Below are 16,777 nucleotides of genomic sequence, written 5' to 3'. Positions count from 1 at the left end.
GGGACAACCAATCCGGACAACGACCCATGGAAAGTCGCTTAGTCGTTTCACCATCGCCGTCCCATAGTTAATTTGGAACAAAATGAGAACGACGGCTGACGGTTCCACTGGTTCCAATAAAGGCCGGGCACGGTCAACGGACACAGGCTGCGGAAGGTTGGATCAGGGGGAGATTGGTCCCTTGGCTCGCGTCTCAATCAGACCTGTCCTTCGACGGACTCAGGAATCGAGGAAAACAAGGGTCTGGGCATGTGTGGGGAGCGCGTGAATCGGGCCTCCGCTACCATAGGCCCAAGGCCTTTTCGGGCCTTTCCCCGAGTTTCCGACCAGACCCGGTACCAACCGGCTCGCGCCGAACGGCCGAAAATTCCCTCTCCAAACACCGCCTCGAAGGATCGAGCGCTCCATCCTTCTTCGGATGATACCCGATTCTTCCAGCGAGCTTGGCAGGTCACAAAGAATCAGCCCCGAAATCCACGATCAGCTTTCGCATCCAAGTTGCCGAGGCTGTTTCCTGATCCTGAACTCGTTCCTCGGCGCCTGATCCTTCCCGCTGGCGCTTCCGCCGATCTGCAGCACCTCCCGATCCTACGAGGCGAAGGTTTAAGTCCGCGCGTTCGTGCGGATTGCACCCTCCGTCCTTAGCGGTCGCCCAGCCTCTCTGCTTCAGGGGCTGAACGTGCTAAACATAAGTGATGCAGACCTCCGTCATGCCTGAGAGCATTCGGACCTTCATCCCGCCACATCCGGATCCCGCCCCGGAGAATCTCTCGCCGCGGCAACTCGCAACGCTGATGCGCACCAACAACCTCCGGGTCTGGTCGCAGCGAGCCTACGAGGAGGAGGTCGTCGTTCGCCGCTTCTTCGGCCGCTCCTCGGTGCTGTTCAATGCCCCGGAGGCGATCCGCCATGTTCTCGTGGATCACCCGGAGGCCTATGGCCGAACCCGCGCCACCCTCCGGATCCTCAAGCCGTTGCTCGGCGAGGGGCTGTTCACCAGCGAGGGACCTGTCTGGCGGCATCAGCGGCGGACCCTGGCGCCAGCCTTCACGCCGCGGTCGGTCGAGCTTCTCATTCCGCATATCCGCTCAGCCACGCACGAGATGGTCACCCGCCTTGCCGCTGGCGAGCAGCAGCAGGTGGATCTCTTTCCGATGATCCAGCACCTGGCGCTTGAGATTGCCGGCCGCACCATGTTCTCCCTCGAGACGAGACAGTACGGCTCAGCGCTCCGACGCCAGATCATGCACTATGGCCAGGGGCTCGGCCGACCTCACCTGCTTGATTTCGTTGTGCCCATCGGCATTCCCACGCCTTACGATCTGGCACGGGCCTGGTTCCGGCGGGGCTGGATCCGGCTGATTGAACAGATTATGGCTGAGCGGCTGACGGCCAAAACCCATGCGAGTGGTCCCCGCGATCTGCTCGACCTGCTGATGGCGGCGCGAGATCCGGAGAGCGGGGAGGGGTTCTCGCCGAGCCAGTTGCGGGACCAGATCGCCACCATGATCCTGGCTGGGCACGAGACCACGGCAGTGGCGTTGTGCTGGTCGGTGTACCTGCTGGCCCACCTGCCGGAGGTGCAGGAGCGGATCGCCCACGAGGCCGCGGCGGTGCTATCGGACAGCGGGGCGGAGCCACAGCTCAGCAAGCTGACCTACACGCGGGCGGTGCTGGATGAGGTCATGCGCCTCTATCCGCCTGCCTATGTGATCGTCCGGGCGGCCCGCCAGTCGGACGAAGTCGCGGGTGTTGCGATGAAGCCGGGTGATCTCGCCATCATCTCGCCTTGGGTGCTGCACCGGCATCGGACACACTGGCACGAGCCGGATGCGTTCGTCCCGGAACGCTTTCTACCCGGCGCCTCGGCGATCGAGCGCTTTGCCTACCTGCCCTTTGGTGTCGGGCCTCGCGTGTGCATTGGCGCTCACTTCGCTCTCACCGAGGCCACCCTCGTGCTGGCCGAACTCATGCGCTCGTTCCGGATCGAGCTGGTTACAAGTCGACCGGTCTTGCCCATCGCAGTGGTGACCACCCAGCCCGATCACGCGCCGCTGTTCCACCTGCATCGCCGATAGGCCTCGCCTGCCGGGATTATGAGCTTTCCGTCGTCGGATAACTCGCTACGTCAAAGAGCAGATATCAGTTGAGAGGAGGAAGTCATGGCAAGAGCCACCAAGTCAGTCAGCCGAGCCCGCACGACGGAGCGGGGAGCTTCCAAGAAAGGCACCGGCAAACGAGCAGCCACTCGGGGAAGGAGTGCGGAAAGAGGTGCTTTGAAACGGGGAGCCGCCAAGAAAGGCGCGACTAAGCGGGGATCCCGGGCCGCAGTCGAAGTTAAGGGTTGGACCGTCAACTTTGTCTCCGGGGAAGCTCTCCAACTTGAGGCGGATGCTGTGAACATCGACAGCAGCGGAACGGTGACGTTCTCGCTGTTCGGGAACGACGTGTTGTACGTCTTCGCGGCCAACTACAATTTCATCATGGAAACGAGTGAGCCTCTCGAGAGCCGTGAAGGAGGAGGAGAGGAGTTTGAATCCGATCGATAGGTCCATGGTGTCAGATCAAGGTGTGCGTGGACGGAATCTCGGTTCCCCACCCGGCAGATGACGTGGCACTCCGACCATGCCTCTTGGCTCTCCCCGTCAGATTTGATGGGAAGGTGAGCGGCGTGAATTCAACCGCGCCAATGAGACAAGTGAATGAAGCGCCTCCAGGGCAAGGACGGATTTATCGGCGATGATGACTGCGGTCGGAAACATCCTTGAACGCGTCCGCCGCGATGCGGCGGACGAGGAATTCACGGAGCTTGTTGCCGCGGAAGGCATCAGGATCGAGCGCATTGTCTCTACAGGACACGCAAGTCCGCCCGGGTTCTGGTACGACCAGGAGTGGTCCGAGTGGGTGCTGTTGCTCTCTGGATCCGCTGGCCTTCTGTTCGAGGGCGAACCTGCTCCCAGAGAGCTGAACAGAGGGGATTACCTGCTGATTCCGGCGGGGAGACGCCACCGGGTGGAATGGACAGACGCGACGAAGCCGACGATCTGGCTTGCAGTTCACTATGGCTTGTTGCCCCGCAGTGAGTAGCTCAAGGCGTAAAGCAGCTTGACACCCTCATTGACACCAGGATCACGCACTCTTTCGATCTCTTGGGCAGACGTGTGGGGCGACGCTTATCGTGATGGCCGGGTAGGACTCGCAGGACGCGCTCGTGCACGGCCTCGGGTCGATCCACCCTTGGCTGCTATTAATCGCTTGTTTGCGGGAGTTTCAGTACGACTCTTGCGAGGACTATCGCTCGCAACCGCAGGTGAACGGTTCTTGCGGATTGTGGTTTTACTTCCGTCCTCTGCTTTCATCGCATGACGTGAGGCATCTTCGTCGAGAAAAGCCCTGCAGGCTGCAAAGTCTGTCGCGATCTCTGGTGGGCACTCTACACCGTATTCTTCAGCCAATGCTCGTGCATAGCGCACCATCGCTTCACTTGGAGAGCGAGGGCCATTCTGAGGCCTCTGTTCTCCCGACTCCGATGATCGTGCTGGCGCATGCTGGTCCAGGAACGCCCGGCAGATGGCGGTATTGCTCTTCAAGCCTCGAGGCAGCTTTAGTCCCTTGCGTGCCGCAAGGGACGCGGCAAAGGCAATCATCGCCTTGGTTGGTGGCTTCCCAGTCGGCGCAAAACTCACAGCAACTGTCGTAGGATCAACAGCAACAGTCTGCGACTGCGCGATCGCTCCGATCAATTCCTGCACGCGGGCACGCGTCCGCTCCTGATACGATGCGGCCCGTCGACCGGCCTCACTCCGTGTAGCGGCGCGACCAATCTCGGCGAGATCGGCCTCGAACATCGCTCGCCCTACAGGATCTCCATAGCTGGGAAAAACGCGGCGAACGGCTGCAATGAATGCAAGCCCGACTTCCGTGACCTGGATCGGCGGATCCTTGCCCTTCAACAGGTCAACATACTGGCTCTTCTGGAGCTTCGGCAGGATCGTGTCGCGGGTTGCCGCCGTCCCGAGGCCTTTGGGTTCATTCGGGTTTGCCGGGTTCTCTAAGGCTGCCTTGAGTGCCGGGTCTTCCACCTGATCAACGAGGCGGCCCATGACGACAGGCAGTTCACCACGGGTGATCCGGCGTGGCGGCTCGGTCTTGGCTGTCTCAATCCGGGCATCGGCTGCTTTCCCAGGCTCATTGTCACGGACGAGCGGCAGGCGTCCGGTGGTGGGCTCTTCGTCCGGCTTGGCTTTGCCCGGAACAGCCTCGGTCTCCTCGTCGGCCTCGGCCCCATAGACGGCGCGCCAGCCCGGCGACTTGATCACGCTGCCGCTGATCGAAAAGCGCTTAGGACCAAATGGTGTCGGGACCTGCACAGCGACCGTGGTGCGAGCATCGATGCCGTCGGGCAGGTGGGCCGCCAGGAAGCTCTTGGCCACAAGCTCCCAGAGACAGAGATGATCTCCGCTGGCGCTCCCCGGCTGAGGCACCTTGCGCAGTGGCACGATGGCGTGGTGCTCGCCCGGATCCTTGACGTAGTGGCCCTTGCTGCCCTTGCGGAACACGAGGTCACCCGTGGCTGGTACGAGACTTGCAAGATCCGTCAGGATCCCGACGACGCTCTCAATGACCGTGCTGGCATCGCCTGTCTGACTCTCGGGCAGATGCTCGGACTCGGTGCGGGGATACGTCAGGTAGCCCTGATCATAGAGGTCCTGGGCGAGTTTGGCCGTGTGCTGCGGATCCCAGCCGAACCGCTTGGCGCAGCGGCGAGCGAGGGTGTCTTTCGAGAACAGGCGAGGGGGCGATCGGCGCACATCCTTCTGCTCGACGCCCAGCGGACCTGACCAGTCGGCGGCTGCTTGCTGAATGGTCTCGGCAACCTGTTTGTCGAGGATCTTGTCCTTCGGTGCGTGCCAGAGAGTGAGTTCGGCGCCAGTCTCTGTCGTGACCAACAGGGCAATCTTGGAATAGTCCTGCGGGACGAACTCGCGGATGCGCTGTTCGAGATCAGCCAGGATCGCAAGCGTTGGGGTTTGAACCCCGCCAAAGCGCCAGGGCTCCCGGAACGCAGGCGGGCGCAGCCGCAGGGAGATGGCGCGGGTGCCGTTGAGCCCTAGGTGGTAGTCTTCATATTGGCGGCACAGGGCCTCAAGGTAAGCCGCATAGTCCCGCTCGCCGGAATCCGGCTCCTTGGCCATCACCGCAAAGGCGCGGCGGATCGAGATCTCGTCGAGGGCACCCAGTTTGAGACGGTCCACACGACCTCTGTACCCGAGATGCTCGAGCACCTCCCAAGCGATCATCGAACCTTCCCGGCCCGGATCGGTGGCGATGATCACCCGCTCCACACCCTGAAGCGCCTGCTTAATCGCCTCGACCTTTGGCTTGTGCGACTGGCCGGAGCGGCTGGTGCCATAGGTGACCGGAATACGCTCGAGCACGATCGGGAGGGTGTCAAACCGCCACGACTTCCATTCGTCCCGCACGGTGCCGGGCTCCTCCGCTGCCAGGAGGTGCCCCTCGGCCGAAACACAGATCGTGCTGGGCGATTTGAAGAAGCGCTTCAGCTGACGCATGGCCGAGGGCTTCTCAAAGAAGAACAGCGTGCGCGATGCTGAGTGAGCGGTCATGACCCGGGGCAGCTTGATCGGAACGAAAAGAGAACTCTACCTTCAGGGCTGAGGTCGGTCAATGACTGCGGTACTCCAGAGAAATGGCCCGCCAGCACTCTTTTCAGCAAAGGGGGCAACCGCCATATAAGAGCGCGGGCGGAGCTAGCGACCCACTGTACCTTGGGAAACCAGGGGAAAAACAGCTGCCGGGGCTCTGATCCCGCGGTGTTCTAGACTCCACTGCGGGTCATCCCTTGAACAGGCCCGCTCTGGCGCAGGCCGGGGTGGGCCTTCCTGCATTCAACAATTGTAGCCGTCGCATGGTTGTCTGAAGTGAACGCGACAGGATTCTCGCTTGCTTGACTTGCCGTCGGGAACGAGGATTGTCTCATGCTCAAACTCCTTCATCGCATCCGACAGTTGTTCCGCCGGCGGCCTCCCGCTTCCGACCTGACAGTGATCGAGTACGAGGCTATCTCTCTGATTGCGTATGAGGGGAGGGCTGCTTACGAGCGAGCGCGGGAGCAGGCAGAGTACTGTCTCAACCGAGGAAGCGAAGCGGGCTGCCGGTTCTGGTCAGAGGTCGCCGTTGAGGTCGCCCACCGGACGGGCAAAATGAACACGGGAAGGGCGAAGGAACAGCCGCGGTAAGTAAGCCCTGCCTATGGGACTCGTCTACGCGAACATCAGCTTCCCAAGCTGAATGTCGTGGGTTCGATTCCCATCGTCCGCTCCAGACTTTTTCCTTGTGAATCAGCGCCTTAGTGGGTTCTCGCCGTATAGGGGCTGAGCATTTGCTGCGGCGGATACAACATTCATACAACAAGGGAATGCTGTACCCGTCCGATGGGAACTATCCCGAATCCCTAAGGCTCCCGTGAAAATAGTTATAATATTGCACGGAAGTGAATGTGTGGCAGGACCGAACCTTGCCCGTGTTGCCAAAAGGTCCCGGGAATCCAATCCCCGCCGGGAGGGAGATAAGCCCGGGATCAACCACTTCCTAGACGTCCCCGCCGCTACATGAGCACTTCTGAGGCGGAACACCCCAACGTAGGACTCGGCTCCCGGGTTTATCGTTTCATAGCATTCGTGCTCTCTGACAAGGTTGGTAATAATGACCTGGACCCTTCGTAGGTGCCCTCAGAGCCATAGCCAGGCCTTCGGGACCTTGCAGTTCGATCCTCTCCGATGGGCCGTGAGCCAACATTCCATCAATGGGATATCGCTATCCATTCCGTCCTTGGTCACGGAGAAGCAGTTTTCGGTGTATGCCAGGATTCGGAGGCAGGCGCGAAAATCGCAAGACGCACGGCGCCGTATGATCGACATCAATCGAACAGCCAAGCCTGCCATTGTGTGCCAGACGCAACGCGGTAATCGAAAGCCAGCCGCGCGTACTCTTGAAAGAATTCCATAGTGCAAGGACGGCTGGATTTGATCCTGTTGATTCCAGTTCCGGGAATTCCGACCGCACTGCGGGAATCCTTGCAAGGCGCTGGGAAGATCGACCCGGGGGAAATGTTGCCAACCGCCCAGACGGTCACCTCTTGGGGTTTCATGCCAAAGGAACGAATGCAGGCGCTTGCTTCGGCAAGCGTGGCTTGCGCCCGCTCGATCTCGAGCGAACTTGGGTTTACCAGATCCAAGCAGCCGGACAGGTTTGCCGCTGCGCGATAAGCCCTTGAGCCTGTGTCAATCATAAATTGGTTGGCCGTAGTCCGAGAGACTCCATGAGCGAAACGTCTGGGTAACCCGCGTATAGATGAACGTCGTGAAGTGGCACGCCTGAGACCTAAGCTCGAAGGCCGCAATCCTTATCGAACCGGACGTTTCGAAAACGCAGGGAATCTCGGTTCCTGACCCTTTTCAGACCTTTGCGCTGCTCGGAGCAGTCGATGAAGCGGTCCATGGAGCTAGTCTAGTTTCCGTCCACAAACGGCAAACGTTTGATTTCATTACGTGAATCATATCTTTGCGCGAGCAAGGCCCGGCGGTTTCAGGTATCTTGGATCATGCCACTGAGTCCAAAGCCCTGCCCCCGCCGGAGCCGACAATGCGCCAAGAACGCACCGTCCAAGCCAGCATATTCGATCTTTTCGCCACGCACGAGATCGGCTGCGAGTTGAAGGCGATGTCGCAATGGCTGGATGAGCATTGCGATCTGTTTGCCGTGGTGGCGCGAGACCTGTGTCGGGGCGGCATCAAGGCGACCGGACGGCAAGGTCTGCCAGCCGAAGCCGTATTGCGCTGCGCGATCCTCAAGCAGTACCGGCAACTGAGCTACCAGGAGCTGGCCTTCCACCTCGAGGACTCCGCTTCATTTCGCGCCTTTGCCCGACTGCCGTGGTCGTGGAGCCCGCAGAAGTCGGTGCTGCAGAAGACGATCAGCGCGATCCGGCCCGAGACCTGGGAGCAGATCAATCGGGCCCTGCTGTCGGTCGCTCGGCAGGCGAAGCTCGAAGACGGTGCGGCGGTTCGGCTGGACAGCACGGTGACCTCGGCGCTCATGCACGAGCCGAGCGACAGCAGCCTGCTGTGGGATGCTGTGCGGATCATGGTGCGCCTTCTGAAGCGGGCCGATTCCTTGGTCGGCGGCGCCGGCTCATGGCGCAATCATTGCCGCGCAGCCAAGAAGCGCGCTCACAAGATCCAGTTCACGCGCGGTCGACCCAATCGGGTCCGGCTCTACCGCGAGCTGATCGCCATCACGCGCGCGACCTTGGCCGATCTGGAGCAGGCGAGCGAGCGTTTGGCCGTGGCAAGCACGCCGCTCATCGCCCTGTGGCAGGTCCAGGTTCGTCACTATCGGGCGTTGGTCGAACGCATCATCAGGCAGAGCGAGCGGCGGGTGTTGGCCGGCGAGCCGGTCCCCGCCGACGAGAAGGTGGTGAGCCTGTTCGAAGAGCATGCTGATATCATCGTCAAAGGCAGTCGCGACACTGAGTATGGTCACAAACTCAACCTGACCACCGGCAGGAGTGGCATGATCCTCGATCTGGTGATCGAAGCCGGCAACCCGGCCGACAGCGACCGCTTGCTGCCGATGCTGGCGCGCCACGTCGCCTTCTATGGCCAAGCGCCGCGGCAGGCGGCAGCCGATGGCGGCTTCGCCACGCGCAACAACCTGGCCACAGCGAAGGCGTGGGGCGTCTGCGACATGGCCTTCCACAAGAAAGCCGGCCTCAGGATCGAGGACATGGTCAGAAGCAAGTGGGTTTATCGCAAGCTGCGCAACTTCCGCGCCGGCATCGAAGCCGGCATCTCATGCCTCAAACGCGCCTACGGCTTGGCGCGTTGTACCTGGCGCGGCCTCGATCATTTCAAGGCTTATGTCTGGTCCTCGGTCGTGGCCTATAACCTCGTTCTCTTCACCCGCCTCAAAGCGACCTGAACCGAGCAGGCATCGCGATTGCGTCACGCCGGCCACAGTCGGCCCTCGGGACGTGCGCCTAACCGCGCCCACGACACCATTTTTGTCGACACTCAGCGCTCTTCACCCTGCCTATCCTCGTCAAAGCCGCTCAAACTCGGCACAACCTATTGTAAATGCTCCGAAATGCGCACGTTTATGGACGGAAACTAGTCTAGGCCCCTGCCGTCCCTCTGGCTGACAGATCGAAGCGTTGACAAAATCCGGCGACAGGTTCCTACTTGCGCCATGGGGGCTGCGATCCCCTCATGAGGCGACATGCCCAAGCATCGCGTCCAGCTCACCTTCAGCAAGGACGCATCGTCATGTCGTCGATCAACACCATCTCCATCGACAAGCTCGCCCGCCTGATCGGCACGCCCCGGTGCCCGGTCCTCATCGATGTCCAGACCGACGAGGACTTCGCTGCCGACCCGCGCCTGATCCCCGGCGCCATCCGCCGCCCGTGGTAACGGGTTTCCGAATGGACCGGGGATTTCGCTGGGCAGTCCGCGATCGTCATCTGTCAAAAAGGTCTCAAGCTCAGCCAGGGCGTGGCCGCCTGGCTCCGGCACGAGGGCATTCCCGCGGACTCCCTCGATGGCGGGGCTTTGGCCTGGGCGCAGTCCCGCCTGCCGATGGTACCCGAGGCCGTGCTGCCGCCCCGGGACGGCGAAGGACGGACCGTCTGGGTGACCCGTGCCCGCCCGAAGGTCGACCGCATCGCCTGCCCCTGGCTCATCCGGCGCTTCGTCGATCCGCGGGCCGTGTTCCTGTTCGTGATACCGTCCGAGGTTCCCGGCGTCGCGCAACGCTTCGGCGCTGCCCCATTCGACATCGAAGGCGAGGACGTGTTCTGGAGCCATCGCAGCGAGCGGTGCACCTTCGACACCATGGTCGAGGAATTCGGCCTCGCGACGGAGCCCCTGCTGCGGCTCGCCACGATCGTGCGTGGCGCCGACACGGCGCGTCCCGATCTCGCCCCCGAGGCGCCGGGCCTGCTGGCGGCCTCGCTCGGGCTGTCGCGCATGTATGCCGACGATCTCGAGCAGCTCGAGGCCGGCATGGCGCTGTACGACGCGTTCTACCGCTGGTGCCGCGATGCCACCGACGAGACCCACAACTGGCCCGTCAGGAAGCAGGGAGCCTGACATGGCGGATGCGTCAACGGTCTCACGGCTGCGGCAGCATCGTGAGGCGGCCTCGCACGGCGTCGGCTTGCGGGAGGCCTTCCGGGTCTGGGCACGCGTCGCGATGCTCAGCTTCGGCGGTCCCGCCGGCCAGATCGCGGTCATGCACCGCATCATCGTCGAGGAGAAACGCTGGATCGGCGAGAACCGCTTCCTGCATGCCCTGAACTACTGCATGCTCCTGCCCGGACCCGAGGCGCAGCAGCTTGCCACCTACATCGGCTGGCTCATGCACCGCACGCTCGGCGGTCTCATCGCGGGCGTGCTGTTTGTCCTGCCCGGCGTCGTCTCGATCATGGCGCTGAGCATCGTGTACGCCCTGTTCGGAAAGGTCGGCCTCGTCTCGGCCCTGTTCTTCGGCCTCAAGGCCGCCGTGCTCGCGGTGGTCCTTCAGGCGGTGGTGCGGATCGGGTCGAAGTCCCTCAAGAACAGAACCATGATCACCCTGGCGGCTGCGGCCTTCGTGGCGATCTTCTTCTGCGGCGTGCCATTCCCGGTCATCGTCCTGACAGCCGGCATAGTCGGCTTCTTTGGCGGACGTGCCGGGATGCCGGCTTTCCAGGTCGGGGGAGGGCACGCCGCCGCCAAGGGTGGCAAGCAGGTCGCGGATGCGGACACCTTGCTCGGTGAGGAATTGCCGGCGCGGCGCTGTCATGTCTGGATGGCGCCCGTTTGGCAATGTGATTGTTGTTGACGTTTAGGCCTAGCGGGGCGGGTGCAGTCATGTCTCCGGCCTTTGAACGCGGTGCTTCATGACCGCCGGCCCTGATGTTTTACGCTGGAAGCTGGTCCCTCTCACATTATCGCGCTCGACTGACGCAAGACAACGTCACGGGTTTGCCAGATCCGGCGGTCCATATCCGCTTTGGCTTCACATCATCTCATCGTCACCGTGCCAACTGGGATGCCCTATGGGCAGATCGTTTGAACTGGTCGCCTATGCCGCCGACGCTGCAACTCCCTTGCTCCCGGGCTCGTAAGTCGTGCTCCTGGCCATCACCGCCCAGGCGATCCGGGCCATCTTGTTGGCCAAGGCGACGGCGACCACCTTGAACGGCTTCTTGGCCAGCAGAGACCGGGCCCAGTCAGCCATAGCCGTCCTGGTCTTGCCAGACTTCATGCTGTAGAGCGCAGCGTGCGCACCGACGACCAGCAGCTTGCGCAAGTGCCGGTTGCCCATCTTGGAGATGGAGCCCAGCCTCGCCTTACCGCCGGTTGAGTGCTGCCGCGGCACGAGGCCGAGATAGGCTGCGAACTCCCGGCTGCCCTGGAACAGGCTGGCGTCCGGGACGCTGGCCGCGAGACAGGAAGCGACAATCGGACCAATGCCGGGGATGGCGGCCAGTCTCATGCTGACCGGATCGCTGCGATGGGCCGCCAGAATGGCCTTATCGAGCTTGGCAATCTGCGTCTCGATCCCGAGCAGCATCGTGGCCAAAGGCTGAAGCGCAGTTCGAGCTGCCGCGGGGAAGTCTGGATTGGCCTCCTCGTGGAGGAAGGCGATCAGCTGGCGCGTGTTGCGAGCGCCTTGCGCCACCACGATGCCCAACTCTGCAAAGTGACCGCGCAAGGCATTGATCAGGGCAGTTCGCTGCCCGATCAGGAGATCGCGGGCTCTGTGTAGCATGAGAGTGCTTTGCTGCTGTGGACTTTTGACCGGGACGAAGCGCATCGACGGCCGCGCGACGGCCTCACAGATCGCCGCCGCGTCCGCGGCATCATTCTTCTGCCGGCGCAGATAGGGTTTGACGTAGGCGGGCGGGATCAGACGGACGTCATGCCCGAAAGCCATGAGCGTCCGAGCCCAGTGATGAGCCGTCGCGCAGGCCTCCATCCCGATCAGGCAAGGCGGCAGCCTGCTGAAGAACCCCTGCACCTGGCTGCGCCGCAGCGCCTTGCGCAGGACGATCTTTCCACTCCTGTCCACCGCGTGCAGCTGGAAGACGTTCTTTGCGATATCAAGGCCGATCGTGGCAATCTCAGACATGGAAGTGATCCTCTCCGGTTCTTCAACATGCCCATTCTGGCACGTCGACGCTGGTGGAGGGCGCCATCCACGACATCACGTTAACTGCGACCACGCGCACTGAGGTCCGATTTGGTCGCCGGAGAGGCTCAAGCAGCAATGTTGGCCACAGATTTCCATTCCGCCATGGTATTGAGGCGGTGCAGACGCATGGCTAGGGCAGAGCGGTGGGAGCGTGGTAAAACGAAGAGATTGCGGATGGCCGAGAAGACACTGATGAACCGCTGCAGGTGCCTGGGCGACCGAAAGCCTTGCATCACCCGCTCTCGTCGACGGAACGGCAGATGCGAATTTTCCGCTCGGTTGTTAAGCCTCTTCTGCGAGCGGTGTTCGACTTCTGGCATGATCTGACGCTGTGCAGCAGCGTATGAGCCGAGCTTGTCGGTGATCATCCGTCGTGGAGGGCAGCCCTGCTTCCGCAAGAGACGCTTCAGCAAGCGCTTGGCGGCCTTGGTATCGCGGCGCGTCTGCACGACCTCATCGAGCACGTATCCATCCTGATCAACGGCTCGCCACAGCCAGTGTTTCTTGCCAGATGTCGTGGCGGCTCGGTGCCTTGCGCCTGAGGCGGCGGGTGTAAGCCGGCCCGAACTTCAGCGCCCATCGCCGGACGGTCTCGTAGGACACGACGATGCCGCGCTCGAGCAGCATCTCCTCGACCAGCCGCAGGCTCAGAGGAAACCGGAAATACAACCAGACCGCATGGGCAATAATCTGAGGCGGAAAGCGATGGCGTTTGTAGCTGTAGCTGACGGGTTTGCTCATGCCGGACCATCTACACCGCTCGATCTCATGTCCAGGTTAACGTGACAACCCCGCAAAAATACCGGCAGCACGGTTGCAGTCATGCGCATCATCGACTTGCTGCCCGCATAGCATCTCCCTGTGCTGATGTTGCATAAGCCATCTGTTGAAGGAAATCATGACAGAGCTCATGAGTCGCAGATCGACGACAACTCTTAGTTTATCAGCCGTCGCCGCGGCACCGCTCTTTGCGTCGGCAACATCCGCCAGGGCGCTGGGGTGTCTGAGCACACCGCACCGGGTGATACGCTACGCACCCGACAGCACTACTGTGAAACAGCTAAGGTTAGAATCCTGATCACAGATCATAGAAGCTCACCCGTCCGGAGAGGGATGTTCCTCCGCTCAAGCTGACATGGTCGAGCCATATTGCTCCGTTGTGCTGTCCCAGTAGTGCACGTGATACTTTTCATGAGAGGGCCTGATGGCTTACATCAACTGGGAGCGAACGTTTCCTGTCGACCCAGCGACAGGCGAGGTCTTGCCGATAGGCACGGAGGGTGCCTTGGAACTTCCAACCTATGGAAACTACGGGGGTGGAGGTTATTCTGCTGGCGAATTTGGAGGGTAGCTTCTCACGACGTCTTCGGGGAGGCCGCTCAGTCAAACCCGTCTTACGAAATTAGGATCTGAGTCTGAGGACCCGCTAGACCGCCTAGACTACCTCTTCTACAAGCACGATGTGGCATCCAACGATGTTGGGGAAGCCTACACCCGAGGACAGGCGAAAGCGGACGCATCCTTGGTCAAATCACTTATTAAGCTCGATGCCAGTTATGATCCTGAAGCCAGTCTCTATGCTGGGGGCTCAACCTTCGCGATGATTGGACGGCTTGCTATCAATGATAAGCTGCATTTCCTCCCACCCAAGGTGCTGATTACCGCAGTTGAGGATGCTGTTGGCGACATCCAGTATGGGCTTGAGAACCTGCCCCAGCAGGAACTCGTCGCAGCACTCGGGACCCTATTCGAGCCGACTTCCGAAACGGGCGTGTTTGCGTTCGACTTTGAGGTTGAGACTACGTCCACTGGGCAGGAGTTTATTGAGTACATTGCATTGACCGTCTTGAATGATGCTATTGATTTCGATGAGATAGACGACGCTCCACTTGACACCGGATTCCCGGTGAGTGGCGTAAGCGAGTACCGGCTCACGTTCGAAGTGGCTACCCGTGACCTGGATTTTCTGTCGGTGTAGCGCGTGGGTCAGTGACGATAACCCCTCTCGGACGGCGACGAGAACTTCCGGGAGGGGCCGCGACCAACCAACCACTTTCCGCGCCTCACCATTTGCCAGTCCATCCACCCGCTCATTCTCAGGATGACCGGCGTGATCCTTCGCCCATATCCAGTTCATCTCTCGGCCAGCTATCAGGGCATCCATCTGCATCCAAAGATCCTGATTCATGACCGACTTACCGTCAGCCTTGCGCCAATCCATGGCCTTCCACCCACGGAGCCACTCCGTCGCACCCTTGATCACGTACTGGCTGTCGCTGTGGATCACAATGGGGAGTTCCTGAGGGACAGCTTCAAGCGCCTTGATGGCTGCCGTCATCTCCATCTTGTTGTTGGTTGTGGTTCGGCCCTGGTTGCGCTGGGTTCAAGTTCCCGTGACAAAGCCAATGCCTTTGCCATCCCGTTAGGCAGCAATTGCACCTTGCGGTTCAACTCGATCATCTCCGGCATCGTGAAGCCGGAGGGGCGCAACAGTGCCTGCGGCCGATCCAAGGCACTGTCCCTCCGGATTGGGAACGTTGAGCACAGCCATACGGTTGTTTAATCAATGGGCGGACTGCCTGAGCAGAACCACGCCCGCGGAGCAGGAGGAAGTGTCATGGACCACAGATTCCAGATCGGCCAGCTTGTGCGGCCGCGCGAGAAGCTTCTCGAGAATGCCGGGATCTACGAGATCTTGCGCCAGCTTCCGAGTGGACCGGATGGCGAGCCGCTCTACCGCATCAAAGCCGCAAGCGGACCGGTTCAGCGCATTGTGCGTGAAGCTGACCTCCTGCCAGCCTGAGGCTCCTCAAGGGCCGCGGATTGAACAAGCTTTGCCTGTGAATCAGCTTGGAAACGGCGATCTGTATCAGAACGAGCGCAATCTGTTGATGCTGCGGACCAACCGCCAGCACCAGAGGGGTTACAGCCGACGGCGGTCGTGACCCTCCTGGTCTGAGCAAAAACCGAACGCTCCTCAGACGTTGAGGCCGAGCCGGTGACCAAGTCTGTGTTCCAGGCCAGAATTACAGCCAAGCGGCCAAACCTGCCTCAGATCCGATGGTCTGGCGCCACAGCAGGTAGCTCAGATCTCGGCTCAATGGTCCTCATGCTCGGTGAAGCCGAAGCTGGCTGAGGATCGGTTTGTCCGGATGCCAGACGTTTCTCCAAGGCAGCAACCTGCCGTGCCAGATTGTCGATGGCTGCTTTAAGGGCGAGAACATCAGCCGCATCTGGAATGGTGGAGATTGTGCTTGCCGCCTGTGGCGGGGCTGACTCAATGTGGCTCGTGCGAGGCTCGGGCTGCACTTCACTGTAGGGCTCTTGCCTCTTTCTGCGAGATGATCGGAGCCGCCGGAGCACCTGCCAGATCAGCCAAAGGACACAGAAGGCGAGGAAGAGTGCAAGCAACGCTGAGGGCAGATTGTCGAACATACTTGTTGTCATCCCTAAACAAGTGGGTCGTGGTTTGAGGCAATGCCCAGCGATGTTGAGCGTTCCGGTGATCTGCATCCAAGGCGCTTACGTTCCACATTGGATCAGATTGCGTCCCACCCTAAACTGGCTTAACGGTGCGGTCGGAGACGCGACGGGATCCCGCCATTCGCTCCGCAGCCCGGGCTTTTCCATTGATCGATCCCTCATTGATTGCCGCTGGTATTTTGACAACGGCAATCTCTGAACAGGGCTAAAGATCTGCGTCCCATTCCAAGGGCGGTTTTGATCTTGGTGTGGGGTGCAGCCATTGCTTTTCTCCTCTCGCTCGTGGCGGTCGGGCTGCCGCGGGAGAGTGCGCCATTCTGGTTCCAGACCGGGGCTGAACTGGTGGCCGAGATCAGCCTCTTCTCTATGGTGTGTTTGCTCGAACCCAGCGGCAGCAACACCGACTGCTCCAATCCGGCGTCCTGTTCGATTTAGTAACGAACCGCAGACGACTGTGCTGCGGCCTCATTCCTAGGGCCGGAGACAGAACCATGAGAGGCTTTCTGCTTGCCGCGATCGAGACGGTTGTTGTGTCCCCGCAGCTCTGGCTGACGACCTGAGTCTTGCAGGCTCGCTCTGGCAATGCACGCGCTCCACCGAAACCTGTCCTTGCCGGAGGGCAAATTCGATCCGGTTAGGGCGAGGGCCTGGACGGCCTGTCGCGTGAAAGCCGGTCTTGGCCAAAAGCCTGATTGAGGCCGCATTGTCGGGTCGACATTCAGCAAAGATGAGCGGTGGGCGAGATCAGGGTCAGTCGCGATCTGATCCAACGTCGCTCGAAGTGCTTCCGACGCATAGCCCTTGCCCTGGTAATCGACGCCGAACCAGTTTCCGACCTCAATGGTCCCGTCTGGATGATCAGAGCAGAAGCGCGGCGGATCTCTGAAAAGGCGCCAATAGCCGATACTGGCCTTGGGATTCCTGGTCCAAGGGCCCACGGACAGCGGGATGTAATGCTCTCGTGGAACGCATCAGGCATCCGGAACCCTAGAACCTTTGGAGAATTGAATATCCTCTTGCCATTGCGAAGCTC

The 16,777-nt window shown here is 60.9% G+C and carries 10 protein-coding genes and 4 pseudogenes; 9 read left to right on the top strand and 5 right to left on the bottom strand.

Annotated elements, in window-relative coordinates; translation table 11 throughout:
* Positions 1–710 precede the first annotated feature (710 nt).
* From BB934_RS33750 to BB934_RS33740, 3 genes are all read left to right on the top strand, one after another.
* On the top strand, positions 711–2,078 hold the full coding sequence (locus tag BB934_RS33750) for a cytochrome P450 (protein ID WP_237050436.1): 1,368 nt from the start codon (positions 711–713) through the stop codon (positions 2,076–2,078).
* An 84-nt stretch (positions 2,079–2,162) separates the two neighbouring features.
* Entirely contained in the window at positions 2,163–2,549 is a 387-nt protein-coding gene (locus BB934_RS33745; protein ID WP_157934480.1) for a hypothetical protein, read from the top strand.
* Between the two features lie 190 nt (positions 2,550–2,739).
* Complete coding sequence (locus BB934_RS33740; RefSeq protein WP_099514152.1) at positions 2,740–3,087, top strand: cupin domain-containing protein; 348 nt, start codon at positions 2,740–2,742, stop codon at positions 3,085–3,087.
* An 86-nt stretch (positions 3,088–3,173) separates the two neighbouring features.
* Here the strand turns inward: BB934_RS33740 and BB934_RS33735 are convergent, their stop codons facing one another.
* Positions 3,174–5,573, bottom strand: a complete 2,400-nt coding sequence (locus tag BB934_RS33735; protein WP_237050435.1) for a type IA DNA topoisomerase — start codon at positions 5,571–5,573, stop codon at positions 3,174–3,176.
* A 426-nt stretch (positions 5,574–5,999) separates the two neighbouring features.
* Here BB934_RS33735 and BB934_RS33730 point away from each other — a divergent pair, with 426 nt between their 5' ends.
* The 4 genes and pseudogenes from BB934_RS33730 to BB934_RS33710 all read left to right on the top strand — a co-directional run.
* Complete coding sequence (locus BB934_RS33730; RefSeq protein ID WP_099514150.1) at positions 6,000–6,260, top strand: hypothetical protein; 261 nt, start codon at positions 6,000–6,002, stop codon at positions 6,258–6,260.
* Positions 6,261–7,665: 1,405 nt separating this feature from the next.
* Complete coding sequence (locus tag BB934_RS33720) at positions 7,666–9,003, top strand: ISNCY family transposase (RefSeq protein WP_099508213.1); 1,338 nt, start codon at positions 7,666–7,668, stop codon at positions 9,001–9,003.
* Positions 9,004–9,347: 344 nt separating this feature from the next.
* Positions 9,348–10,172: pseudogene (locus BB934_RS33715) on the top strand (chromate resistance protein ChrB domain-containing protein).
* A 1-nt stretch (position 10,173) separates the two neighbouring features.
* Positions 10,174–10,854, top strand: a pseudogene (locus tag BB934_RS33710) (chromate transporter); the annotation flags it as partial.
* A 294-nt stretch (positions 10,855–11,148) separates the two neighbouring features.
* On the opposite strand, the gene BB934_RS33705 reads toward BB934_RS33710, so the two are convergent.
* Both BB934_RS33705 and BB934_RS33700 read right to left on the bottom strand, forming a co-directional pair.
* The gene (locus tag BB934_RS33705) at positions 11,149–12,198 is read right to left on the bottom strand and encodes an IS110 family RNA-guided transposase (RefSeq protein WP_099514147.1); all 1,050 of its coding nucleotides are present in this window, start codon (positions 12,196–12,198) and stop codon (positions 11,149–11,151) included.
* A 128-nt stretch (positions 12,199–12,326) separates the two neighbouring features.
* Positions 12,327–13,002: pseudogene (locus BB934_RS33700) on the bottom strand (IS6 family transposase).
* Positions 13,003–13,723: 721 nt separating this feature from the next.
* Between BB934_RS33700 and BB934_RS48460 the strand changes: the two are divergent.
* Entirely contained in the window at positions 13,724–14,239 is a 516-nt protein-coding gene (locus BB934_RS48460) for a hypothetical protein (RefSeq protein WP_162299235.1), read from the top strand.
* 144 nt (positions 14,240–14,383) lie between these two features.
* Here BB934_RS48460 and BB934_RS33695 read toward each other — a convergent pair.
* Positions 14,384–14,599 (bottom strand): annotated as a pseudogene (locus BB934_RS33695) (RNase H family protein); the annotation flags it as partial.
* Positions 14,600–14,878: 279 nt separating this feature from the next.
* On the opposite strand from BB934_RS33695, the gene BB934_RS33685 reads away from it, so the two are divergent.
* The gene (locus tag BB934_RS33685; protein WP_099514146.1) at positions 14,879–15,064 is read left to right on the top strand and encodes a hypothetical protein; all 186 of its coding nucleotides are present in this window, start codon (positions 14,879–14,881) and stop codon (positions 15,062–15,064) included.
* Positions 15,065–16,175: 1,111 nt separating this feature from the next.
* Here BB934_RS33685 and BB934_RS51175 read toward each other — a convergent pair.
* Complete coding sequence (locus BB934_RS51175) at positions 16,176–16,682, bottom strand: GNAT family N-acetyltransferase (protein ID WP_162299251.1); 507 nt, start codon at positions 16,680–16,682, stop codon at positions 16,176–16,178.
* Positions 16,683–16,777 lie beyond the last annotated feature (95 nt).

Origin of the sequence: Microvirga ossetica (genome assembly GCF_002741015.1) — a bacterium.
Taxonomy (GTDB): domain Bacteria; phylum Pseudomonadota; class Alphaproteobacteria; order Rhizobiales; family Beijerinckiaceae; genus Microvirga; species Microvirga ossetica.
Note: the sequence above shows the minus strand (reverse complement) of the source record. Positions and strands in the feature narration are given on the sequence as shown.